Below are 19,077 nucleotides of genomic sequence, written 5' to 3' on the forward strand. Positions count from 1 at the left end.
CCTCCTGGTCCCCACGGGCCGGCCCGGACCGCCCGGCGATGGCCGCCGGGCGGAGCCGTTACGCTGGAGGGCGTGGCAGTCGTCGATGTATCCGAAGAGCTCAAGTCCCTCTCCTCGACCATGGAGTCGATCGAGGCCGTTCTGGACCTCGACAGGCTGAGGGCAGACATCGCCGTGCTCGAGGAGCAGGCGGCCGCGCCGTCCCTGTGGGACAACCCCGATGAGGCGCAGAAGATCACCAGCAAGCTGTCCCACCTCCAGGCCGAGGTGCGCAAGGCGGAGGCGCTGCGCGGTCGTATCGACGACCTCGCCGTTCTCTTCGAGATGGCCGAGGAGGAGGACGACCCGGACACCCGTGCCGAGGCCGAGTCCGAGCTCGTCGCCGTCAAGAAGGCGCTGGACGAGATGGAGGTCCGCACGCTCCTGTCCGGCGAGTACGACTCCCGTGAGGCCCTGGTGAACATCCGCGCCGAGGCCGGCGGCGTCGACGCCGCCGACTTCGCCGAGAAGCTCCAGCGCATGTACCTGCGGTGGGCCGAGCAGCGCGGCTACAAGACCGAGATCTACGAGACGTCGTACGCGGAGGAGGCCGGCATCAAGTCGACCACCTTCGCCGTCCAGGCGCCCTACGCGTACGGCACGCTCTCCGTCGAGCAGGGCACGCACCGGCTGGTGCGCATCTCGCCCTTCGACAACCAGGGCCGGCGGCAGACCTCCTTCGCGGGTGTCGAGATCCTTCCCGTGGTCGAGCAGACCGACCACATCGAGATCGACGAGTCCGAACTGCGGGTGGACGTGTACCGCTCGTCCGGCCCCGGTGGCCAGGGCGTCAACACCACCGACTCCGCGGTGCGCCTCACCCACATCCCCACCGGCATCGTCGTCTCCTGCCAGAACGAGCGCTCGCAGATCCAGAACAAGGCGACGGCCATGAACGTGCTCCAGGCCAAGCTGCTGGAGCGGCGCCGCCAGGAGGAGCAGGCCAAGATGGACGCCCTCAAGGGCGACGGTGGCAACTCCTGGGGCAACCAGATGCGTTCGTACGTGCTGCACCCGTACCAGATGGTCAAGGACCTGCGCACCGAGTTCGAGGTCGGCAACCCCGAGGCCGTTTTCAACGGTGAGATCGACGGTTTCCTGGAAGCCGGAATTCGCTGGCGCAAGCAGCAGGAGAAGTAAGTTTGTCGACAAGGCAACTGCCGTCGTCAGGACGGCAGTTGCCTTTTCTGTGCCCGCTTCTGTGCTGGCATGTCTGGGTTTTACATCACACTCACAGAGTCAGACTCCCGGCATTGCCCCCGTACTTGGACATGGCGCCCGCAAACGCCCTTGACGTGTCTTTGAAAAATGGGAAGGGTAAAGCGCGGCATGCGTGTCTCTGGGGCGCATGTGAACCGGGGGGCTCTTCACCGCAGCTACCCCCGTCGAGCACAGCTCCAAACGCTGCCTAATGACGATGAGCTACTGGGGGTAGCAACCACATGACGAAGAAGACGCGGATCCGTGTCGCGCGGATAGCGGCCGGTGCCGTGATCGCCGCCGGTGCCTCGCTGACCGCCGCCGGTGCCGCATCCGCCGCGGAGACCGAGGACTGCCTGCTGGGCATCCTGTGCGCCGACGAGTCGCCGGTCCCGACCCCGACCCCGCCGGTTCCCACCGAGCTCCCCACCGACCCGCCGACGGACCTCCCGACGGACCCGCCGTCGACCGAGGACCCCACGGACGAGCCCACCGAGCCCACGGACGAGCCCACCGAGCCGACCGAGGACCCGACGAGCCAGCCGACCAACCCGGGCAACGGGAACGGTGGCGGTAACGGCGGCGGCAACGGCAACGCCAACGGTGGCGGGAACGGCGGCGGCAACGCGGCCGACCCCGACGGCGGCACCTCGCCGCAGGAGGAGGGCTCCTCGTCCCTCACCGACACCGGCTCGGACGCCACCCCGGCGGCGCCGCAGGCCCAGGGCAACGGCCAGGAGCTCGCCGAGACGGGTGCCGCGCAGACCACCTTCCTGGTGATCGGCGCCGCCACGATGATCGCCGGCGGTGTCGGCTTCCGCGTCCTGCCGCGCCTCATGGGCGGCCGTGGCGGGGCTGCCGCCTGACGGTAGCCGCGTCCGTACGGACAGTAGGCACAGCGCAGCGTCGAGGGCCCGGAGCGAAACGCTCCGGGCCCTCGGCCGTGTCTTCGTGTCTTCCGGGTCCTGCGGACCGCCGAGTACGCCGCTAGGCGGTCTGGTGCGCCAGTAGTGCGACAGCGGCGATCAGCACGGTGAGCAGTGCGATCAGTGCCATCGGGTTCAGACCCGCGAGGAAGTTCTCCTGCTGCATCCGCTCGCGGTTCGCACGGCACACGGGGCACCGGCCCTCGCTCACGGGCGCCGCGCAGTTCGCGCACACCAGCCGGTCGTACGTCATGCGCTCGCCCTCCTTGCGCCGGTTCCTTGTGTGTAACGCTCGCGGTGGCGCGAACGTTCCCTCTCCACTGTGCCAGGTTCCTCCGGAGGTCGCGCGGGTCGCTCCCAAAGGGGTGGTGTGCATGGGCGCGCGGCTGCGGGGTCGTGAGGGCTGGGCGCGCCCACGCGGCGGAGCCGCATATCGACACAGCCCCGCGCCCCTGAGGGCGGTGCAAAACGGCACATCCATGGCGCAACCACGGTCGGTGACTGCGGTGCCCTACCCGGTTCGCGTATGGTCACGCTCATCTACCCCCGGCGACCCGTGGTGCATCCGTGATCCGATTCGACAACGTCTCCAAGGTCTACCCCAAGCAGACCCGCCCCGCCCTCAGGGATGTCTCCCTGGAGGTCGAGAAGGGCGAGTTCGTCTTCCTCGTGGGGTCCTCCGGCTCCGGAAAGTCCACCTTCCTGCGGCTGATCCTCCGCGAGGAGCGGTGCAGTCACGGTCAGGTGCACGTTCTGGGCAAGGACCTCGCGCGCCTGTCCAACTGGAAGGTGCCGCAGATGCGGCGCCAGCTGGGGACCGTCTTCCAGGACTTCCGCCTGCTGCCGAACAAGACGGTCGGCGAGAACGTCGCCTTCGCGCAGGAGGTCATCGGCAAGTCGCGCGGCGAGATCCGCAAGTCCGTGCCGCAGGTGCTCGACCTCGTCGGGCTCGGCGGCAAGGAGGACCGGATGCCCGGCGAGCTGTCCGGTGGTGAGCAGCAGCGTGTGGCCATCGCCAGGGCCTTCGTCAACCGGCCCAAGCTGCTCATCGCCGACGAGCCCACCGGCAACCTCGACCCGCAGACCTCCGTCGGCATCATGAAGCTGCTCGACCGCATCAACCGGACGGGCACGACCGTGGTGATGGCCACACACGACCAGAACATCGTGGACCAGATGCGCAAGCGCGTCATCGAACTGGAGAAGGGCCGCCTCGTCCGCGACCAGGCCCGCGGTGTCTACGGCTACCAGCACTGAGACCGCACCCAGAGTCACGGAAAGGCATAACCAGTCGCCATGCGCGCCCAGTTCGTCCTGTCGGAGATCGGCGTCGGTCTCCGCCGCAATCTGACGATGACCTTCGCCGTCGTCGTCTCCGTCGCCCTGTCGCTCGCCCTGTTCGGCGGGTCGCTCCTGATGAGCGACCAGGTCAACACCATGAAGGGCTACTGGTACGACAAGGTCAACGTCTCGATCTTCCTCTGCAACAAGAGCGACGCCGAGTCCGACCCCAACTGCGCCAAGGGCGCGGTGACGGACGACCAGAAGAAGCAGATCAAGGCCGACCTCGACAAGATGGACGTCGTCCAGACGGTCACCTACGAGTCGCAGGACCAGGCGTACAAGCACTACAAGGAGCAGTTCGGCGACTCCCCGCTGGCCAGTTCCCTCACGCCGGACCAGATGCAGGAGTCGTACCGCATCAAGCTGAAGGACCCGCAGAAGTACCAGGTGATCGCCACCGCGTTCAACGGCCGGGACGGCGTGCAGTCCGTGCAGGACCAGAAGGGCATCCTGGACAACCTCTTCAAGCTGCTGAACGGCATGAACTGGGCCGCGCGCGCGGTGATGGCGCTGATGCTGGTCGTCGCGCTGATGCTGATCGTCAACACGGTGCGCGTCTCGGCGTTCAGCCGCCGGCGCGAGACCGGCATCATGCGCCTGGTCGGCGCCTCGGGCTTCTACATCCAGGCGCCGTTCATCATGGAGGCCGCGGTCGCCGGCCTCATCGGCGGCACGCTCGCGTGCGGCTTCCTGCTGATTGCCCGGTACTTCCTCATCGACCACGGACTGGCCCTGGCCGATCAGCTGACGCTGATCAACTTCATCGGCTGGGACGCCGTCCTCACGAAGCTGCCGCTCATCCTCGCCACCAGCCTGCTGATGCCCGCGTTGGCCGCGTTCTTCGCGCTGCGCAAGTACTTGAAGGTGTGACGCATGCCAAGAGGGGCCGTACGGACAACAAGCCGTACGGCCCTTCCCCTTGTCCTAGACTCACCGCCATGTCAGGTCGTGACCCGTTCTGTCAGCCCCGTCCCAACCGTCGCGGGGCCGCCCTGGCATTGATGTTCGCGAGCGTGCTGGTCGCCGGCGCGGCCACGGGATCCCTCCCGCAGGCCGAGCGGAAGTCCGCGCAGGACGAGGCCCGTTCGGCCACCCCGGCCGGGCACCACGCGGACGTCACCAGGGCGGCCGAGGAGGCCCTGGCCGACGGCAAGTCCCCGATGGAGGCCGCGAAGCGCGCCGTCAGCCGCAGCGGGGACCGCTGGGGCGCCGTCTACTCCCGGGGCGAGTACGAGGAGTTCGAGGAAAGCCTCGACGGCCAGTACACCGGCGTCGGCCTGTGGGCGCGCAGCGCACGCGACGGCCGTATCGAGGTGACGAAGGTGCGCGCCGGGTCGCCCGCGGCCGCCGCCGGGATCCGCCCCGGAGACCTGCTGCGCAGCGTCGACGGCGAGAAGACCGACGGGCGGCCCGTCACCGAGGTCGTCTCCTTACTGCGCGGGGACGCCACCGACGCCCCCGCCGGCACCACCGTCCGTCTCGGCCTGGAGCGCGGCACGCGCGCGTGGACCGAGACCGTGCGCCGGGCGCACCTGTCCACAGACTCGGTCGCGGTTCGAAAAGTCGCCGGCCCGGTCACCGTCGTCCGGGTCGACACCTTCACCAAGGGCTCCGGCGACCAGGTCCGCGAGGCCGTCCGGCAGGCCCCGCCCGGCGCCGGGATCGTCCTCGACCTGCGCGGCAACTCCGGCGGCCTGGTCAGCGAGGCCGTCACCGCCGCCTCCGCCTTCCTCGACGGCGGTCTGGTCGCCACGTACGACGTCGACGGCGAGCAGCGCGCCCTGCATGCCGAGCCCGGTGGCGACACGACGAGACCCCTGGTCGCGCTCGTCGACGGCGGGACGATGAGCGCGGCCGAACTCCTCACCGGCGCCGTTCAGGACCGCGGACGGGCGCTCGTCGTGGGTTCCCGGACCTTCGGCAAGGGTTCGGTCCAGATGCCGAGCCGGCTGCCCGACGGCTCCGTCGCGGAGCTCACCGTCGGGCACTACCGCACCCCTTCCGGCCGCGCGGTCGACGGCCGGGGCATCACGCCCGACCTGGAGGCCGACGAGGGCGCGCTCCAGCGGGCCGAGGGTGTACTGCGCGGTCTGGCCGGTCCCTCGTAATCGACTTCCCGCGGGCCCCCTCCGTAGTGCGAAAATGGGCGGCACTATGGCTAAGGAAAAAGGGCGCAAGCTGATCGCGCAGAACAAGAAGGCGCGGCACGACTACCTCATCATCGACACCTACGAGGCCGGTCTGGTCCTCACCGGCACCGAGGTGAAGTCGCTGCGCCAGGGACGGGCGTCGCTGGTCGACGGCTTCGTGCAGATGGACGGGCACGAGGCATGGCTGTACAACGTGCACGTGCCGGAGTACAGCCAGGGCACGTGGACCAACCACAGCGCGCGGCGCAAGCGGAAGCTGCTGCTGCACCGCGAGGAGATCGACAAGCTGGAGTCGAAGTCGCAGGAGACGGGTCACACCATCGTGCCCCTCGCCCTGTACTTCAAGGACGGCCGCGCCAAGGTCGAGATCGCGCTGGCGAAGGGCAAGAAGGAGTACGACAAGCGCCAGACGCTCCGCGAGAAGCAGGACCGGCGCGAGGCCGAGCGGGTGATCTCGGCGGTGCGGCGCAAGCAGCGGGCGTAAGCACCCCTGGGGTGCGTGGGAATACGCTGGCATCGACCTGCGTTGGTCACGTACGATGGCACCTGCGCCCCACAGCGGGTGCGAGCCTCCTCGCGGGGGCCACGATTGAAAAATCAACATGGGGATGATCGGTTTCGACAGCGGCTGTCGAAGCAGGGGAAGCGTGTCGAGGAAGCGGCCATGATCTCGTAAACCACAGGCCGAAAAAAATAATCGCCAATTCCAAGCGATCCATCTCCCAGGGCGAGCTCGCCCTCGCTGCCTGATCTTCAGGTAGCGAGCAGCGGCTCCCCTACTTAAGGGAGTGTCAGCCCGGGGGTGTTCCCGACCCGGATCCTGGCATCATCTAGGGAACTAAACCTTGATCCCGGTCACGGGGTGAAGAGGGAAACCACACAGTGACTGGGCCCGTCGGAGACTTGTCGGCGTGATCTCCGGGGCCGAGAAAAGCACAGCCGACTGCACACGGAGAAGCCCTGATTCCACACCGTTGGACGCGGGTTCGATTCCCGCCATCTCCACTCATCCCATGTGGGCACAGGCCCCGTCGCTTCCGAGCGGCGGGGCCTGTGTCATGCGTGGCGCGTACTCGCCCGCTCCGTCAGCCGCGGCGTCAGCAGCGTCGTCTCCGGTACGGGCGTGCCGTGCAGCTGCGCCATCAGGAGTTCCACCGCCCGGGTGCCCAGCTCCGTGGCCGGCAGGGTGACCGACGTGACCGTCGCGGGGTCGTCGGGGCAGACGGCCGTGATCGACAGGTCCTCGGGGATGCGCAGGCCGAGCTGCTGGAAGGCCGTGATCAGGGGTTCCAGGAGCGGGGCGTTGTGGACGACCACGGCCGTCGGGGCGGGGTGTCCGCGCAGCAGCCGGTCCGCGATGGGGTGGGCCGCGGCCGGGGCCGATTCGGCGGGGTGCACCGAGGAAGCCAGGCCGTGGTGGTCGGCCGCGGCGGTGAAGCCCTCGACCAGGCGGTGGGCCGAGGCGGCACCGCGGAGGTGGACCTCCGGCGGCGAGCCGACCAGGGCCACTGTCCGGTGGCCGAGGCGGGCCAGGTGGTGCACACACACCTCGCCTGCTGCCCGGTAGTCCAGGTCCACGCAGGTCAGACCGTGCGGGTCGGCGGGGAGGCCGAGCAGGACGCAGGGGCGGTTCAAGGAGCGGAGCAGGGGGAGACGCGGGTCCTGGAGGCCGATGTCCATGACCAGTAACGCGTCCGCCGGCGCCGATTCGCCGACGCGGGTCAGGCCCTCCTCATGGGTGAGGAGCAGGACGTCGTGGTCGGACCCGCGTGCTGCTGTCACCACCGCCTCCGTCACACGCATCAGCGCCGGTATGTGGACGCCGGCGCGCAGCGGGGCCGCCACGGCGAGGACCTTCGGCCTGCCGTGCGCCGGTGCGCCCGAGTGCGGGCGGTAACCCAGCTCCAGGGCCGCCGCCTCGACCCGGCGCCGGGTCTCGGCGGAGATCGGGCGCTTGCCGCTCAGCGCGTACGACACGGTGCTGGGGGAGACCCCGGCCCGGCGCGCCACGTCCGTGATCCTGACCATCAGGACGGCTCCGGCCCCAGCGTCAGGGAGCCGGTACCGGCCGGTGCCCGGGTCTCGTGGCCGGCGGTGGCGAGCGCCCAGGGGGCCGCCGGGTCGCTGCACGTGGCCCGCAGGGTGTCACCCTCGCGTACCACCGTGAAGGTCACGTCCCCGACCCGTACCGTCGTCTCGTCGCCGGGCCGCAGCCCGTACGCCCGCAGCGTCACCCCGTCGGCGTGGTCGTAGTCCGGACGGTCGTCCACCGCGCCCACCGGGATCACCGCACCCGGCCTGACCAGCAACGGCACGCTCAGGAAGGCGTGCCGCTCGCGCACCCAGCGCGGGCCGGTCACCTGCTCGCCGGTGAGGAAGTGCGTCCAGGTGCCCTCGGGGATGTAGTACGTGACGTCGCCCTCGTCGCTGAACACCGGTGCGACGAGGAGGTCCGGGCCGAGCATGTACTGCCGTTCCAGGTGCGCGCAGCCCGGGTCGTCCGGGAACTCCAGCACCATCGCCCGCATCATCGGCACGCCCTCGGTGTGGGCGGTCCGGGCCGTCTCGTACAGGTAGGGCATGAGGCGCAGCTTCAGCCGGATGAAGTGGCGCGCGACCTCCACCGACTCCTCGTCGAACAGCCAGGGGACGCGGTAGGAACTGCTGCCGTGCAGGCGGCTGTGCGAGGAGAGCAGGCCGAACGCCAGCCAGCGCTTGAACAGGGCCGGTGCCGGCGTGCCCTCGAAGCCGCCGATGTCATGGCTCCAGAAGCCGAAGCCGGACAGGCCGAGGGACAGGCCGCCGCGCAGTGACTCCGCCATCGACTCGTACGTCGCCTCGCAGTCACCGCCCCAGTGCACCGGGAACTGCTGGCTGCCCGCCGTCGCCGAGCGGGCGAAGAGGACGGCCTCCGCCTCACCGCGGTGCTTGCGCAGCACCTCGAAGACCGTGCGGTTGTACAGGTAGGTGTAGTAATTGTGCATCCGCTCCGGGTCGGAGCCGTCCGACCAGGTCACATCGAGCGGCACCCGCTCGCCGAAGTCGGTCTTGAAGCAGTCGACGCCCTGCTCGAGCAGCGCCTCCAGCTTGGCGGCGTACCAGTCACGGGCGGCCGGGCTGGTGAAGTCGACCAGGGCCATGCCGGGCTGCCACAGGTCCCACTGCCAGACGCTGCCGTCCGGGCGCTTCAGCAGATGCCCGAGTGCCTTGCCCTCGGCGAACAGCGGGGAGCGCTGGGCGATGTACGGATTGATCCAGACGGAGACGCGCAGGCCACGGTCCTTGAGCCGGGCCAGCATGCCCTCCGGGTCGGGGAAGACCCGTGCGTCCCACCGGAAGTCGCACCAGTGGAACTCGCGCATCCAGAAGCAGTCGAAGTGGAAAACCGAGAGGGGGAGTTCGCGTTCCCGCATGCCCTCGATGAAGGACGTCACCGTCTTCTCGTCGTACGACGTCGTGAAGGACGTCGACAGCCACAGGCCGAACGACCAGGCGGGCGGCAGGGCCGGGCGGCCGGTCAGGGCCGTGTACTTGCGCAGGATCTCCTTCGGGGTGGGGCCGTAGACGACGTAGTACGTCAGTTCCTGCGTCTCCGCGCTGAACTGCACCCGGGACACGACCTCCGAGGCGACCTCGAAGGACACCTTGCCCGGGTGGTCGACGAAGACGCCGTAGCCAGCGTCCGTGAGGTAGAAGGGGACGTTCTTGTAGGCCTGTTCGCTGCAGGTGCCGCCGTCGGCCTGCCAGATGTCGACGACCTGGCCGTTCTTGACCAGCGGGCCGAAGCGCTCGCCCAGGCCGTAGACGGACGTGCCGACCTGGAGGACCAGCTGTTCGCGCAGGTGGTGCGCGCCGGTCGGGTCCCGCATGATGCCCATGCTCTTGTCGCCGCTGGTCGTGAGGGTGCGACCGTGCGCGAGGAACTCGACGTGCCAGGGGCCGCCGCGGGCCACCCGGACCGACAGTTCGCCCGAGGTCAGGGTCGCGTGCTCGTCGTCATAGGAGATCCGCGGAGTGGCGCCCGACCCGGTGAGCTCGAACTCGGGACCCCGCGACTCCCCTCCTGTGAAGTGCGTCAGCGTCAGGCCGATGACGTCGGGCATGGGCGTGTGCGCGCGGAGCGTCAGGACGGGGCCCTTCAGCAGGTCCCCGCGGGAGCGGACGGGCCGGGTCGGCGCGTGGATCTCCAGGGCGCCGTCCGACTCGGTGACGTCGAGCACCTCGGCCGGGTACGCCGCGGTGACGCCCTCCCGGAGCAGCCAGTAGCCGTCGGTGAACTTCATGTGGGGGTCCTTCTTCCCGTGCCCGCGGGGGCGGCAGGCGATCCGTCGAAGCGCTTCGACGGATGAACGTATGTGGGGTGCGTGGGGGCGTCAATGGGGCGTGCGCTGATCGGTGAAGCGATTCGACGCTCCGGCCAGGGACAACGCCAGAGCCACGGCCGCCGCCGTCACCGGGATGCCGTAGCCCGCCGTCGCCGACATGTGCTGCACCGTCCAGCCGCCGAGCGCGCTGCCGCAGGCGATGCCGCCGAGCAGGCCGGTCACCGCCAGGGTCATGCCCTCGTTCAGCCGGCCCTCGGGGGTGCGCTGCTGGACCAGCGTCATGGTGGTGACCATCGTCGGGGCCGTCGACATCCCGGCGATCAGCAGTGCACCGGCGACGAGCGGGAGCGAACCGGTGAGGGCGGCCGCGAGCAGCGGCAGGGTCAGCAGCGCGGTCATCGCGGCCACGCACCACGCCAGCCGGGCCGCGGCCCGGCCGGCGGCGCCGTACAGCAGGCCCGCCGCGCACGAGCCCGCCGCCTGGAGCGCGAGCACGGCACCGGCCGCAGACCGGTGCCCCAGCGCGTCCGCGAACGCCAGCGTGACGACCTCCGTCGAGCCGAACACCGCGCCCATCGCCAGGCAGACCGCGAGCAGCAGCGGCATACCGGGGGCCCGCAGCGGCGCCTTCGCGGGTATGCGTGCGCGGACCGGCGGCTCCGTCGCACGCCGGGTCGTGAACCAGACCATGCCGGCCAGCAGCAGCACCGCCCCGACGAGCGTGCCCGCCTCCGGGAAGAACGCCCCGCACAGGAAGGCCGCGAGCACCGGGCCCAGCATGAAGCACAGCTCGTCCGCGGCCTGCTCGAAGGAGTTGGCGGTGTGCAGGCCCTTCGCGTCACCGGCCAGCAGATGCGCCCAGCGGGCCCGGGACATGCCGCCGGTGTTGGGGGTCGTGGCGGTGGCGGCGTAGGAGGCGAACAGGGTCCAGTCGGGGGCGTCGCAGCGGACGCACAGCAGCAGGGCGAGCGAGCCGAGGACGGCGATCACCGTCGCGGGCAGGGCCACCTTGGCCTGGCCGTGCCGGTCGACGAGGCGCGCGGTCCACGGCGCGACCACCGCGGTCGCCGCGAGTCCCGTCGCCGTGACGGCACCGGCGAGGGCGTACGAGCCCCGCGTCCCGGCGATCATGACGACCGCGCTGACGCTGAACATGCCCATCGGCAGCCGGGCGATCAGGTTCCCGGCGGTGAACGCACGGGCGCCCGGCAGCCCGAAGAGACGGCGGTACGGGGTGAGTTGCGGCATGCGCCCACCGTCACCCGGAGACGACCGGGCGGTCCAACACCTGTTCCGTACGGATTCACGCACCTGGGTTGTAGGACTGGCGGGAAATATTCGCCGCTTGTTCTTCATACAGCGATATGGAGAGTCCTTAATGCCGCATGGAAAAGATGTTCAACCGGGAAATCCTTCACTCTTTTGCCGCGCATCCGCCGAAGTGGGCCGACGGTTAGTCGGTACATGACCGAGGCGACCAGGAAAGACGGTTGGGCGGTAACGCTCGGCCCCTACACCTACATTCCCGCTCCAGCACACTCGTCGGCCACCGTCAACGGCACGCTCACCAAAGGCGGTTGCCCGGTCGCGCTCCAGGTGACCGAGCCGGTTCTGCGCGATTTCATCGACACCATGAGCGTGCTGGAAAAGGATCTCGCCCGGCGGTGGATCAGTGCGACGGAATGGCCCGCTTTCGCGCTCGCCGAATAGTCGGGCAACGTGATGTACGACAAAGGTATCGAGGGCACCGGCCGGCACCGGGCGCCCACCCGGGACTTCGTGACCCCGCTGACGCCCCCGGATCCGACCTGGGACCCCGCCGAGGAACTCGCGTTCATCCTCGAGGAGGCCCTCGGGCAGCAGGAGACGAGGATCCCCGCCCCGCGCGACGCGGCACCGGCCGCCCCCGCGGACCCGGCCCCGGGTGAGCGCATGCAGCGGCTCCAGGACATCACCGAGGAACTGCCGCCCGTGCGGGAGATCCCCCGGCGGCACCGCAAGGTCCGGGCCCGCAGAGCACCCGGCGTGCTCCGCACCACCAGCTTCCTCATTGCCGCCCTGACGGCCGTCATCGCCTCCGCGGTGGGCCTCCTGAGCGGCATGGTCGCCTACGACCCGCTGCGCCTGGTCGCCGCTTCCCCCGCGGAGCGCAGCCTGCGCACCTGGTGGCCCCTGCTGGTGTACGGGCCCTGGCTGGTGGCGTCCCTGTCCGTCCTGCGGGCCGCGCTGCACCAGCGCCGTGCCGTGCACTCCTGGTGCGTGGTGCTGGTCTTCTCGTGCGTCGCCGTGCTGCTGTGCGTCGTCCAGGCGCCGAGGACCGTCCTCGGCACCGCGGCTGCGGCCCTGCCCGGGGTGGCTGCGCTGGCGTGCTTCCAGCAGGTCGTCCGGCAGATCACGCTGACGCGTCCGCCTGTGCGTACGGTGCCTCGGCATCGGCTGGGGCAGGTCCCGTCGAGGGAATGTCCTGGTGGGGACGGACCGGGTGGTCAGGTGCCGGGTGCCGACGCCGGTTCGGGGGCGGCCGCGGGTGAGTGTGCGGGTGAGGGCGAGGGGCCTGAGAAGGCCGCCGGGGGCTGAGCGGGCAGTCGCCGTTGTAGGTTCACGGCATGCCCGGCCACCTCGATCCCCGACTCCTGCGTGCCTTCGTCGCCGTCGCCGAGGAGCTGCACTTCACCCGTGCCGCGGTGCGTCTGCACACGGCACAGCAGGCGCTGAGCCGGGACGTGCGGCGGCTGGAGCGGGAGCTGGGCGCCGAGTTGTTCGTGCGGACCACCCGGCACGTGACGCTCACGCCCGACGGGGAGCGGCTGCTGCCGTACGCCCGCCGCGTGCTCCAGTCGCAGGAGGAACTGCTCGCCGCCTTCGACCGGGCCCGGCCCCTGCTGGTGGACCTCAACTCCCCGGGCCTGGTCACACCGCGGCGCGTGCTGCACCGGGCGCGTGAACTCGCCCCCGGACACGAGCTGATGGCCCGCTACGAGAGCGGCCTGACCGGAGCCGCCGGGGAGTTGCTCGCGGGCCGGCTGGACGCGTCGTTCGGACGGTTCGCCGGGCTGGACCCGGCGCTGCGGGCCGGGCTCGACCACCAGCCCGTGCGGTACGAGCCCATGGCGGTCGTGCTGCCCGAGGACCACCGGCTGGCCCCGCTGGCTCAGGTGCCGCTCGCCGAGCTGGCCGGCGAGACCGTCTACGCGGGCGCCGGCAATCCCCTCACGCCGGAGTGGACCGGCCTCGCGCGGCTGCTGTTCGAGGGGCGGGGCATCGAGATCGCGCCACCGGCACCACTGGCCGTCGGGGAGGAGGAGTTCCAGCGGATCATGGCCCGTACGCGCCACCCGGTCCTGGCCGTCGTGGGGTTCCCGGCCCTGCCGGGGACGGTGTCACGTCCCTTGGTCGATCCCGTTCCGCTCTCTCCCGTGTCACTGGTGTGGCGGAGGGGCCTGACGCATCCCGCGCTCGATGCGCTGCGGCGGGCGGCGGCGCGGCTCGCGGTGGCGGAGGGCTGGTTGCGGAGGCCCGCCGGAGGGTGGGTTCCGGACACCGACGATGTCCTCATGGCGTCTCACGGCTGACACGATTCGGCACGCCGTCCGCACACAACCTCCGCGTGCGCTACATTCGACGCCTGAGCACGGTGTGATAATGGGGGCGCTCTGGACGGGTTGGGGACCCGGTCCGGACGACGGGTGCTCAGGTCGCAAGCGCACCTGAACCATCCCGTGGGGGGAAGTGCGTGCGCGTGAACAAGTGGCGAGAAGACACCCAACCTGAATGGCCCGAGGCCGCAGCGAGGACCGGTGAACTCTCCACGGACGGCAGAACCCGGGACCGGAGAGCCACGCAGGTCTTCTCCGGCGGCGACGTCCGGGTGACGGGCGCTCGCCCGTCCGCCGGGACGGACGTGACGGAGATACTGCGCGGCATTCCCCGGCAGAGCGAGGGCGAGGCCGACTCGTTCGCCGCGAGCTCCGGCACGCGGTCGCCCGTCCGCGACCCCTGGCAGGAGGACGCCGACGCGGTTGGGCACGGTCTTGATTCCGCCCGGCACGGTCCTGACCCCGCCGGGCACGGTCCCGACTCCGCCGAGCACACCCACGATCCGCACGAGGTGACCGTCCAGCTCGACGCCGTTCAGCTCGGGGACGGGTTCGTACGGCAGGTCAATGAAGGCGCCGGCGCGGGCCCCGCCGCCGACCGGCCCGTCTTCGTCGACGAGTCCGGCCGCCGCAGCCGGCGCCTGCGCCGGATCGGCATGGCCGTCGCCGTGGCCTGCGGTGTCTACGCCGTCGTCATCGTCGCCACGGTGCTGTCGGGCAACTCCAACGCGCCCTGGCTGCCCGTGCCGGGTCAGCAGGAGGGCCGGCCGGCCGGGCAGGTCGACACACCGTCGCTGCCCGCGGAGTCCGCACCGACCGGTGACACAGGTGTCACCGCCCCGGGCAGCGCGGCGACGACGGACGAGGCCACCGCACCGTCGCCCGGCCCCAGTGCCCTCGAACCCGCGGCCTCCGCGGGCCCGGGCCGTTCCGGTGCGACCGCCAAGCCCTCACCGACCGCGACCCGGACCACACCGGCCGCCCCGGGCAAGGGCGTGACCGACCCGACCCCGACACAGCCGTCGGCCCCGCCGAGCTCGCCCGCTCCCGACCCGACGCCGACGATCGACCCCACGCCCGGGCCGACCCAGACCACGGGCACCGTCGACGACGGCGAAACGGGCACGGTCGCCGAAGGCCCGCCCGAGCCCCAGCCGACCCCCGAACCACCAGCTGCGTAGCGGCTCCGCCGGTTCGGCCGGGTCGTCGGGCCCGCCGAGTCGGTGGACAGGCCGGGGGCGTCGGGACTGCGGTCTGCTGACCGGCTGGTCGTCGGGGCTGGCAGGCCCTGCTGGTCAGTCGGGTCGCGGGGCGGCGGGTCGGCCGGGCTCGTCGGGCCCGCGTCGGGTGGCGGTGTTGGGCCGGTTGATCGGTCCGGGGCGTCGGGCCTGCGGCACCAGCCAGGTCGTGGGGTTGGCCGGGCCAACCGTTCGGCCGGGGGTCGGGGGCCGGGGCCGCCGATCGGATCGGGCCGGGGCCGTCGTAGCCAGCCGACTGGCCGGCTTCCGGGCCGCCGCCGCCCGGCTGAGCGGCTACAGCTCCGGCGAGCCGGGTGGCAGGTGAGAGAGGACTCGCAGAGCCGCCCGCACCTCCGACCGTCCGGCAGGCGGGGGGCAGTGCCCGCCGTCCGACCGTCCGCGGACTGGACCGTCCGCGGCCCGACCGTCCGCCGGCAGACAGGCCGTAGACGCCGCCGACCGCCCGGCATGCAGTGCCCGCCGCCCGACCTTCCGGCGGCGGGGCGCCCGCCGTCCGACTGCTCGCCCGACCTCTCGGTATGGCGAACCCGCCGCCCGCCGCCCCTCCAATTGCCCGTCCGACTACTCGTCCGCCCCCCCGGCCCGTCCAACCGCCGACCAGAACCCCTGCCCGCAACGGCCCCCGCGCGACAACCCGCCCCCGAACCCGCCCGCCGAGCCCGCCCCGCCCGATTCACCACACACCCGGGCCCCGGCACCCTCCCCGCACCCACCCCGTTCCCGCACCACCCCGGAGTACCACCCAAATGGCAACCCGTTCTCATCGCCCCGGCACCGCGACCGGTGCCCCTGGCGGTTCTCGTGGGCGCTTGCGTCGGCGGCTGCCCATGCGGCTGCTGCTGCCGCTGCTCCTGCTGGTCGCTCTCCTGGCGATGCTCATGCTGCGCGGCTATGTGCACAGCGAGATCCTGGCCGACCACCGGGTCGGGCCTCCCGCGGCCAGTGACCAGGTCCCGGAAGAGATCCTCAAGGGCGGGCCCGTCATCGACACCCGGGGAGGGCGGCCGGCCAGTCTGGAACTCCCGGACCACGAGCTGGTGCTGACCTTCGACGACGGGCCGGACCCGGAGTGGACGCCCAAGGTCCTCGACGTGCTGAAGAAGCACGACGCCCGGGCCGTCTTCTTCATCACCGGCACGATGGCGTCCCGCCACCCGGACCTCGTCCAGCGCATGGTCGACGAGGGCCACGAGATCGGGCTGCACACCTTCAACCACCCCGACCTGTCGTTGCAGAGCAGGAGCCGGGTCGACTGGGAACTGTCCCAGAACCAGCTCGCGCTCGCCGGAGCGGCCGGCATCCGCACCTCGCTGTTCCGTCCGCCGTACTCGTCGTTCGCGCACAACATGGACAACAAGTCCTGGCCGATCACCGAGTACATCGGCAGCAAGGGCTACATCACCATCGTCAACAACACCGACAGCGAGGACTGGCGCAGGCCCGGCGTCCAGCAGATCATCCGCAACGCCACGCCGAAGGGCGGCAAGGGCGCCGTCGTGCTGATGCACGACTCCGGCGGCGACCGCTCCCAGACCGTCGCAGCCCTCGACCGGTACGTCACCGGGCTGCAGGCCAAGGGCTACCGCTTCCACACGCTCACCGGCGCCCTGGACGCCCCGAGCGCGCACACCCCGGTCGCGGGACTGGAGGCGGTCAAGGGCGAAGCGTGGGTCTTCCTCGTGCAGGCCTCCGAGAAGACGACCGGCGTCCTGGTCACGGGTCTCGCCGTCGTCGGCGTGCTCGTCTTCGGGCGTCTCGGGCTGATGCTGATCCTGTCCGTCGCGCACGCCCGGCGGGTCCGGCGGCGCGGCTTCCGATGGGGCGCGACCGTCACCGAACCCGTGTCCGTCCTGGTGCCCGCCTACAACGAGGCCAAGTGCATCGAACAGACGGTCCGTTCCCTCGTCGCCAGCGACCATCCCATCGAGGTGCTGGTCATCGACGACGGGTCGTCCGACGGCACCGCCCGCATCGTGGAGAACCTCGGCCTGCCCGGCGTACGCGTCATCCGGCAGCTCAACGCCGGCAAGCCCGCCGCCCTCAACCGGGGCATCGCCAACGCCCGCCACGACCTGATCGTGATGATGGACGGCGACACCGTCTTCGAACCGACCACCGTCCGCGAACTGGTGCAGCCCTTCGGCGACCCGCGCGTGGGCGCCGTCGCGGGCAACGCCAAGGTCGGCAACCGGGACTCGCTCATCGGCGCGTGGCAGCACATCGAGTACGTGATGGGCTTCAACCTCGACCGCCGCATGTACGACGTGCTGCGCTGCATGCCGACGATCCCCGGCGCGGTCGGTGCCTTCCGGCGCAGCGCGCTGGAACGCGTCGGCGGCATGAGCGACGACACGCTCGCCGAGGACACCGACATCACCATGGCCCTGCACCGCGACGGCTGGCACGTGGTGTACGCGGAGAAGGCCATCGCCTGGACCGAGGCCCCGGAGTCCGTCCAGCAGCTGTGGTCGCAGCGCTACCGCTGGTCGTACGGCACGATGCAGGCGATCTGGAAGCACCGCCGGTCCCTCGTCGAGCGGGGCCCCTCGGGCCGCTTCGGCCGGGTGGGAATGCCGCTGGTGTCGATGTTCATGGTCGTGGCGCCCCTGCTGGCCCCGCTCATCGACGTGTTCCTGCTGTACGGGCTGGTGTTCGGGCCGACGGAGAAGACCATCGGCGCCTGGCTGGGTGTCCTCGCCGTGCAAGGGGTGTGCGCGGCCTACGCGTTCCACCTGGACAAGGAACGCATGACCCACCTGATCTCGCTCCCGCTTCAGCAGCTCCTCTACCGCCAGCTCATGTACGTCGTCCTCCTCCAGTCCTGGATCACCGCCCTCACCGGCGGCCGGCTGCGCTGGCAGAAGCTCCGGCGCACGGGCGCGGTCGGCCTGCCCGGGGCCGGTTCCTCCGCGAACCAACCGCAGATGGACGGGAGGCCGGTCGGATGACCACGCACACAGCCCCCGCCACCGAGGCTCCGGAACAGGAGCGGACCTCCCGTGGAGGGCCCGTCCGCGACCGGTACTTCGACCTGTTGCGCGCCCTCGCGCTGTTCCGTGTCGTGCTGTACCACCTCACCGGCTGGGCCTGGCTGCCGCTGGTGTTCCCGTCCATGGGCGTGATGTTCGCCCTCGCCGGCAACCTCATGGCCCGCTCGCTGAAGCGCCCGCCCGTCCAGGTGATCCGCGGCCGGATGCGCCGGCTGCTGCCTCCGCTGTGGCTGCTCGGGGTCGTGGGCGTCACCGGCATGGTCCTTCAGGGCTGGGGGCCGGACGCCGACGGGCATCCCGGCTGGTGGCTGCTCCACCTCACCTTCTGGATCGTCCCGCTCAGCGACCCGCCGTACGCGGAGGGCCTGCCCGGGCTGCACGGTTACGTCGGCGAGAACTGGGCCGCCGACCTCGCGGGCCCGCTGTGGTACATCCGCGCCTACCTCTGGTACGTCCTGCTGTCCCCGCTGCTGCTGAAGGCCCTGCGGGCGATGCCGGCGGTCACGATCGCCCTGCCGGTCGCCCTGGCGGTCGCCTTCGAGCAGGGCTACCTCAACCTGCCGGGCGAGCGGATCCCCTCGGCGCTCACCGACTTCTCCACCTTCGGAGCCTGCTGGATCCTCGGCATGGCCCACCAGGAGGGAATCCTGCGGCGGCTGCCGCGTTACATCGTCCCGTCCGTGGCGCCCGTCATCGCCCTGGCCGGCCTCTGGTACGCCCTGCACCACGGCTTCGGCCCGGGCAACGACCTGGACAGCATGCCCCTGGCGCAGGCCCTGTGGTCCTTCGGCACGGTGCTCCTGCTGCTGCATATCAGCCCGTCCTGGTCCGAGTGGCCGCGCCGGCTGCGCCGCTGGGCCGGGCCGGTCGGCCTGCTCAACTCCCGGGCCGTGACCATCTACCTGTGGCACAACATCTGCATCCTCATCGCCGCGACCCTGTGGGACCGGCTGTGGAGCGTCACCGTGCTGGAGCAGAACGTGCCAGGACTGCTGGAGAGCCCCTGGCCGGTGCTGGTCCTGGCGTGGGTGCTGATCGGCGGCTGCGTCGCGGCGTTCGGCTGGGTCGAGGACCTGGCGGCGAAGCAGAAGCCCCGGTTGTGGCCGAAAAGTGAGCCTCGGGTGAGGGTTCGAGGGGCCCGGAGGCGAGCGGCACCCGGCGGCTAAGCTGGGCCGGCATCGGCGGGGGCGGACGATGAGCGGCCCTTGTCCAGGGCCCCTTTTCGGTCGCAGGTGAGAGGCCCTGGCC

General features: G+C 71.0%; 16 protein-coding genes and 1 other RNA gene. 13 read left to right on the forward strand and 4 right to left on the reverse strand.

The genetic code is table 11. The features are described from left to right. Positions 1–72 precede the first annotated feature (72 nt). Both prfB and MQE23_RS27185 read left to right on the forward strand, forming a co-directional pair. Positions 73–1,179: a peptide chain release factor 2 gene (prfB, locus tag MQE23_RS27180; protein ID WP_020276419.1), complete on the forward strand. Its 1,107-nt coding sequence runs from the start codon at positions 73–75 to the stop codon at positions 1,177–1,179. Positions 1,180–1,481: 302 nt separating this feature from the next. After that, complete coding sequence (locus MQE23_RS27185; protein WP_020276420.1) at positions 1,482–2,105, forward strand: LPXTG cell wall anchor domain-containing protein; 624 nt, start codon at positions 1,482–1,484, stop codon at positions 2,103–2,105. A 121-nt stretch (positions 2,106–2,226) separates the two neighbouring features. On the opposite strand, the gene MQE23_RS27190 is transcribed toward MQE23_RS27185, so the two are convergent. Further along, positions 2,227–2,418 carry a hypothetical protein gene (locus tag MQE23_RS27190; RefSeq protein ID WP_020276421.1) on the reverse strand — a complete coding sequence of 64 codons (192 nt, stop codon included), beginning with the start codon at positions 2,416–2,418 and terminating at the stop codon, positions 2,227–2,229. 314 nt (positions 2,419–2,732) lie between these two features. Here MQE23_RS27190 and ftsE point away from each other — a divergent pair, with 314 nt between their 5' ends. The 5 genes from ftsE (at position 2,733) to ssrA (ending at position 6,667) form a co-directional block, all read left to right on the forward strand. Next, positions 2,733–3,422 (forward strand): cell division ATP-binding protein FtsE, encoded by a 690-nt coding sequence (gene ftsE / locus MQE23_RS27195; RefSeq protein ID WP_003990615.1) that lies wholly within the window; start codon positions 2,733–2,735, stop codon positions 3,420–3,422. Positions 3,423–3,461: 39 nt separating this feature from the next. Further along, the gene (ftsX, locus tag MQE23_RS27200; protein WP_020276422.1) at positions 3,462–4,379 is read left to right on the forward strand and encodes a permease-like cell division protein FtsX; all 918 of its coding nucleotides are present in this window, start codon (positions 3,462–3,464) and stop codon (positions 4,377–4,379) included. A 68-nt stretch (positions 4,380–4,447) separates the two neighbouring features. Continuing rightward, positions 4,448–5,617: a S41 family peptidase gene (locus tag MQE23_RS27205; RefSeq protein WP_243380527.1), complete on the forward strand. Its 1,170-nt coding sequence runs from the start codon at positions 4,448–4,450 to the stop codon at positions 5,615–5,617. Positions 5,618–5,663: 46 nt separating this feature from the next. After that, complete coding sequence (gene smpB / locus MQE23_RS27210; protein ID WP_010039871.1) at positions 5,664–6,143, forward strand: SsrA-binding protein SmpB; 480 nt, start codon at positions 5,664–5,666, stop codon at positions 6,141–6,143. Positions 6,144–6,263: 120 nt separating this feature from the next. Continuing rightward, positions 6,264–6,667, forward strand: a transfer-messenger RNA (tmRNA) gene (gene ssrA, locus MQE23_RS27215). Positions 6,668–6,715: 48 nt separating this feature from the next. Here the strand turns inward: ssrA and MQE23_RS27220 are convergent. The 3 genes from MQE23_RS27220 to MQE23_RS27230 form a co-directional block, all read right to left on the reverse strand. After that, complete coding sequence (locus tag MQE23_RS27220; protein WP_020276424.1) at positions 6,716–7,687, reverse strand: LacI family DNA-binding transcriptional regulator; 972 nt, start codon at positions 7,685–7,687, stop codon at positions 6,716–6,718. Beyond that, positions 7,687–9,942, reverse strand: a complete 2,256-nt coding sequence (gene yicI / locus MQE23_RS27225; protein ID WP_243380529.1) for an alpha-xylosidase — start codon at positions 9,940–9,942, stop codon at positions 7,687–7,689. The genes MQE23_RS27220 and yicI overlap by 1 nt, the downstream gene beginning before the upstream one ends. 90 nt (positions 9,943–10,032) lie before the next feature. Beyond that, on the reverse strand, positions 10,033–11,232 hold the full coding sequence (locus MQE23_RS27230; RefSeq protein ID WP_243380530.1) for an MFS transporter: 1,200 nt from the start codon (positions 11,230–11,232) through the stop codon (positions 10,033–10,035). Between the two features lie 216 nt (positions 11,233–11,448). Here MQE23_RS27230 and MQE23_RS27235 point away from each other — a divergent pair, with 216 nt between their 5' ends. From MQE23_RS27235 to MQE23_RS27260, 6 genes are all read left to right on the forward strand, one after another. Further along, the gene (locus MQE23_RS27235; RefSeq protein ID WP_020276427.1) at positions 11,449–11,694 is read left to right on the forward strand and encodes a hypothetical protein; all 246 of its coding nucleotides are present in this window, start codon (positions 11,449–11,451) and stop codon (positions 11,692–11,694) included. Between the two features lie 12 nt (positions 11,695–11,706). Continuing rightward, positions 11,707–12,561, forward strand: coding sequence for a hypothetical protein (locus tag MQE23_RS27240; RefSeq protein WP_037672908.1), 855 nt, complete (start codon positions 11,707–11,709; stop codon positions 12,559–12,561). 29 nt (positions 12,562–12,590) lie between these two features. Then, complete coding sequence (locus tag MQE23_RS27245; protein WP_243380531.1) at positions 12,591–13,556, forward strand: LysR family transcriptional regulator; 966 nt, start codon at positions 12,591–12,593, stop codon at positions 13,554–13,556. Between the two features lie 167 nt (positions 13,557–13,723). Next, positions 13,724–14,761 (forward strand): hypothetical protein, encoded by a 1,038-nt coding sequence (locus MQE23_RS27250; protein WP_243380532.1) that lies wholly within the window; start codon positions 13,724–13,726, stop codon positions 14,759–14,761. Positions 14,762–15,585: 824 nt separating this feature from the next. Next, on the forward strand, positions 15,586–17,787 hold the full coding sequence (locus MQE23_RS27255; RefSeq protein WP_037672909.1) for a bifunctional polysaccharide deacetylase/glycosyltransferase family 2 protein: 2,202 nt from the start codon (positions 15,586–15,588) through the stop codon (positions 17,785–17,787). Continuing rightward, positions 17,784–18,995 carry an acyltransferase family protein gene (locus tag MQE23_RS27260; protein WP_020276433.1) on the forward strand — a complete coding sequence of 404 codons (1,212 nt, stop codon included), beginning with the start codon at positions 17,784–17,786 and terminating at the stop codon, positions 18,993–18,995. The genes MQE23_RS27255 and MQE23_RS27260 overlap by 4 nt, the downstream gene beginning before the upstream one ends. Positions 18,996–19,077 lie beyond the last annotated feature (82 nt).

The sequence above is a fragment of the Streptomyces sp. HP-A2021 genome (genome assembly GCF_022807935.1).
GTDB lineage: Bacteria > Actinomycetota > Actinomycetes > Streptomycetales > Streptomycetaceae > Streptomyces > Streptomyces afghaniensis.

Excerpts from the sequence above, each read along its gene's own strand:
- MQE23_RS27220 (WP_020276424.1), bottom strand. The coding sequence starts at position 7,687 with ATGGTCAGGATCACGGACGTGGCGCGCCGGGCCGGGGTCTCCCCCAGC.
- yicI (WP_243380529.1), bottom strand. The coding sequence starts at position 9,942 with ATGAAGTTCACCGACGGCTACTGGCTGCTCCGGGAGGGCGTCACCGCG.
- MQE23_RS27235 (WP_020276427.1), top strand. The coding sequence starts at position 11,449 with ATGACCGAGGCGACCAGGAAAGACGGTTGGGCGGTAACGCTCGGCCCC.
- MQE23_RS27185 (WP_020276420.1), top strand. The coding sequence starts at position 1,482 with ATGACGAAGAAGACGCGGATCCGTGTCGCGCGGATAGCGGCCGGTGCC.
- MQE23_RS27205 (WP_243380527.1), top strand. The coding sequence starts at position 4,448 with ATGTCAGGTCGTGACCCGTTCTGTCAGCCCCGTCCCAACCGTCGCGGG.
- MQE23_RS27260 (WP_020276433.1), top strand. The coding sequence starts at position 17,784 with ATGACCACGCACACAGCCCCCGCCACCGAGGCTCCGGAACAGGAGCGG.
- smpB (WP_010039871.1), top strand. The coding sequence starts at position 5,664 with ATGGCTAAGGAAAAAGGGCGCAAGCTGATCGCGCAGAACAAGAAGGCG.
- MQE23_RS27240 (WP_037672908.1), top strand. The coding sequence starts at position 11,707 with ATGTACGACAAAGGTATCGAGGGCACCGGCCGGCACCGGGCGCCCACC.
- MQE23_RS27190 (WP_020276421.1), bottom strand. The coding sequence starts at position 2,418 with ATGACGTACGACCGGCTGGTGTGCGCGAACTGCGCGGCGCCCGTGAGC.
- MQE23_RS27245 (WP_243380531.1), top strand. The coding sequence starts at position 12,591 with ATGCCCGGCCACCTCGATCCCCGACTCCTGCGTGCCTTCGTCGCCGTC.
- ftsX (WP_020276422.1), top strand. The coding sequence starts at position 3,462 with ATGCGCGCCCAGTTCGTCCTGTCGGAGATCGGCGTCGGTCTCCGCCGC.
- MQE23_RS27230 (WP_243380530.1), bottom strand. The coding sequence starts at position 11,232 with ATGCCGCAACTCACCCCGTACCGCCGTCTCTTCGGGCTGCCGGGCGCC.
- MQE23_RS27255 (WP_037672909.1), top strand. The coding sequence starts at position 15,586 with ATGGCAACCCGTTCTCATCGCCCCGGCACCGCGACCGGTGCCCCTGGC.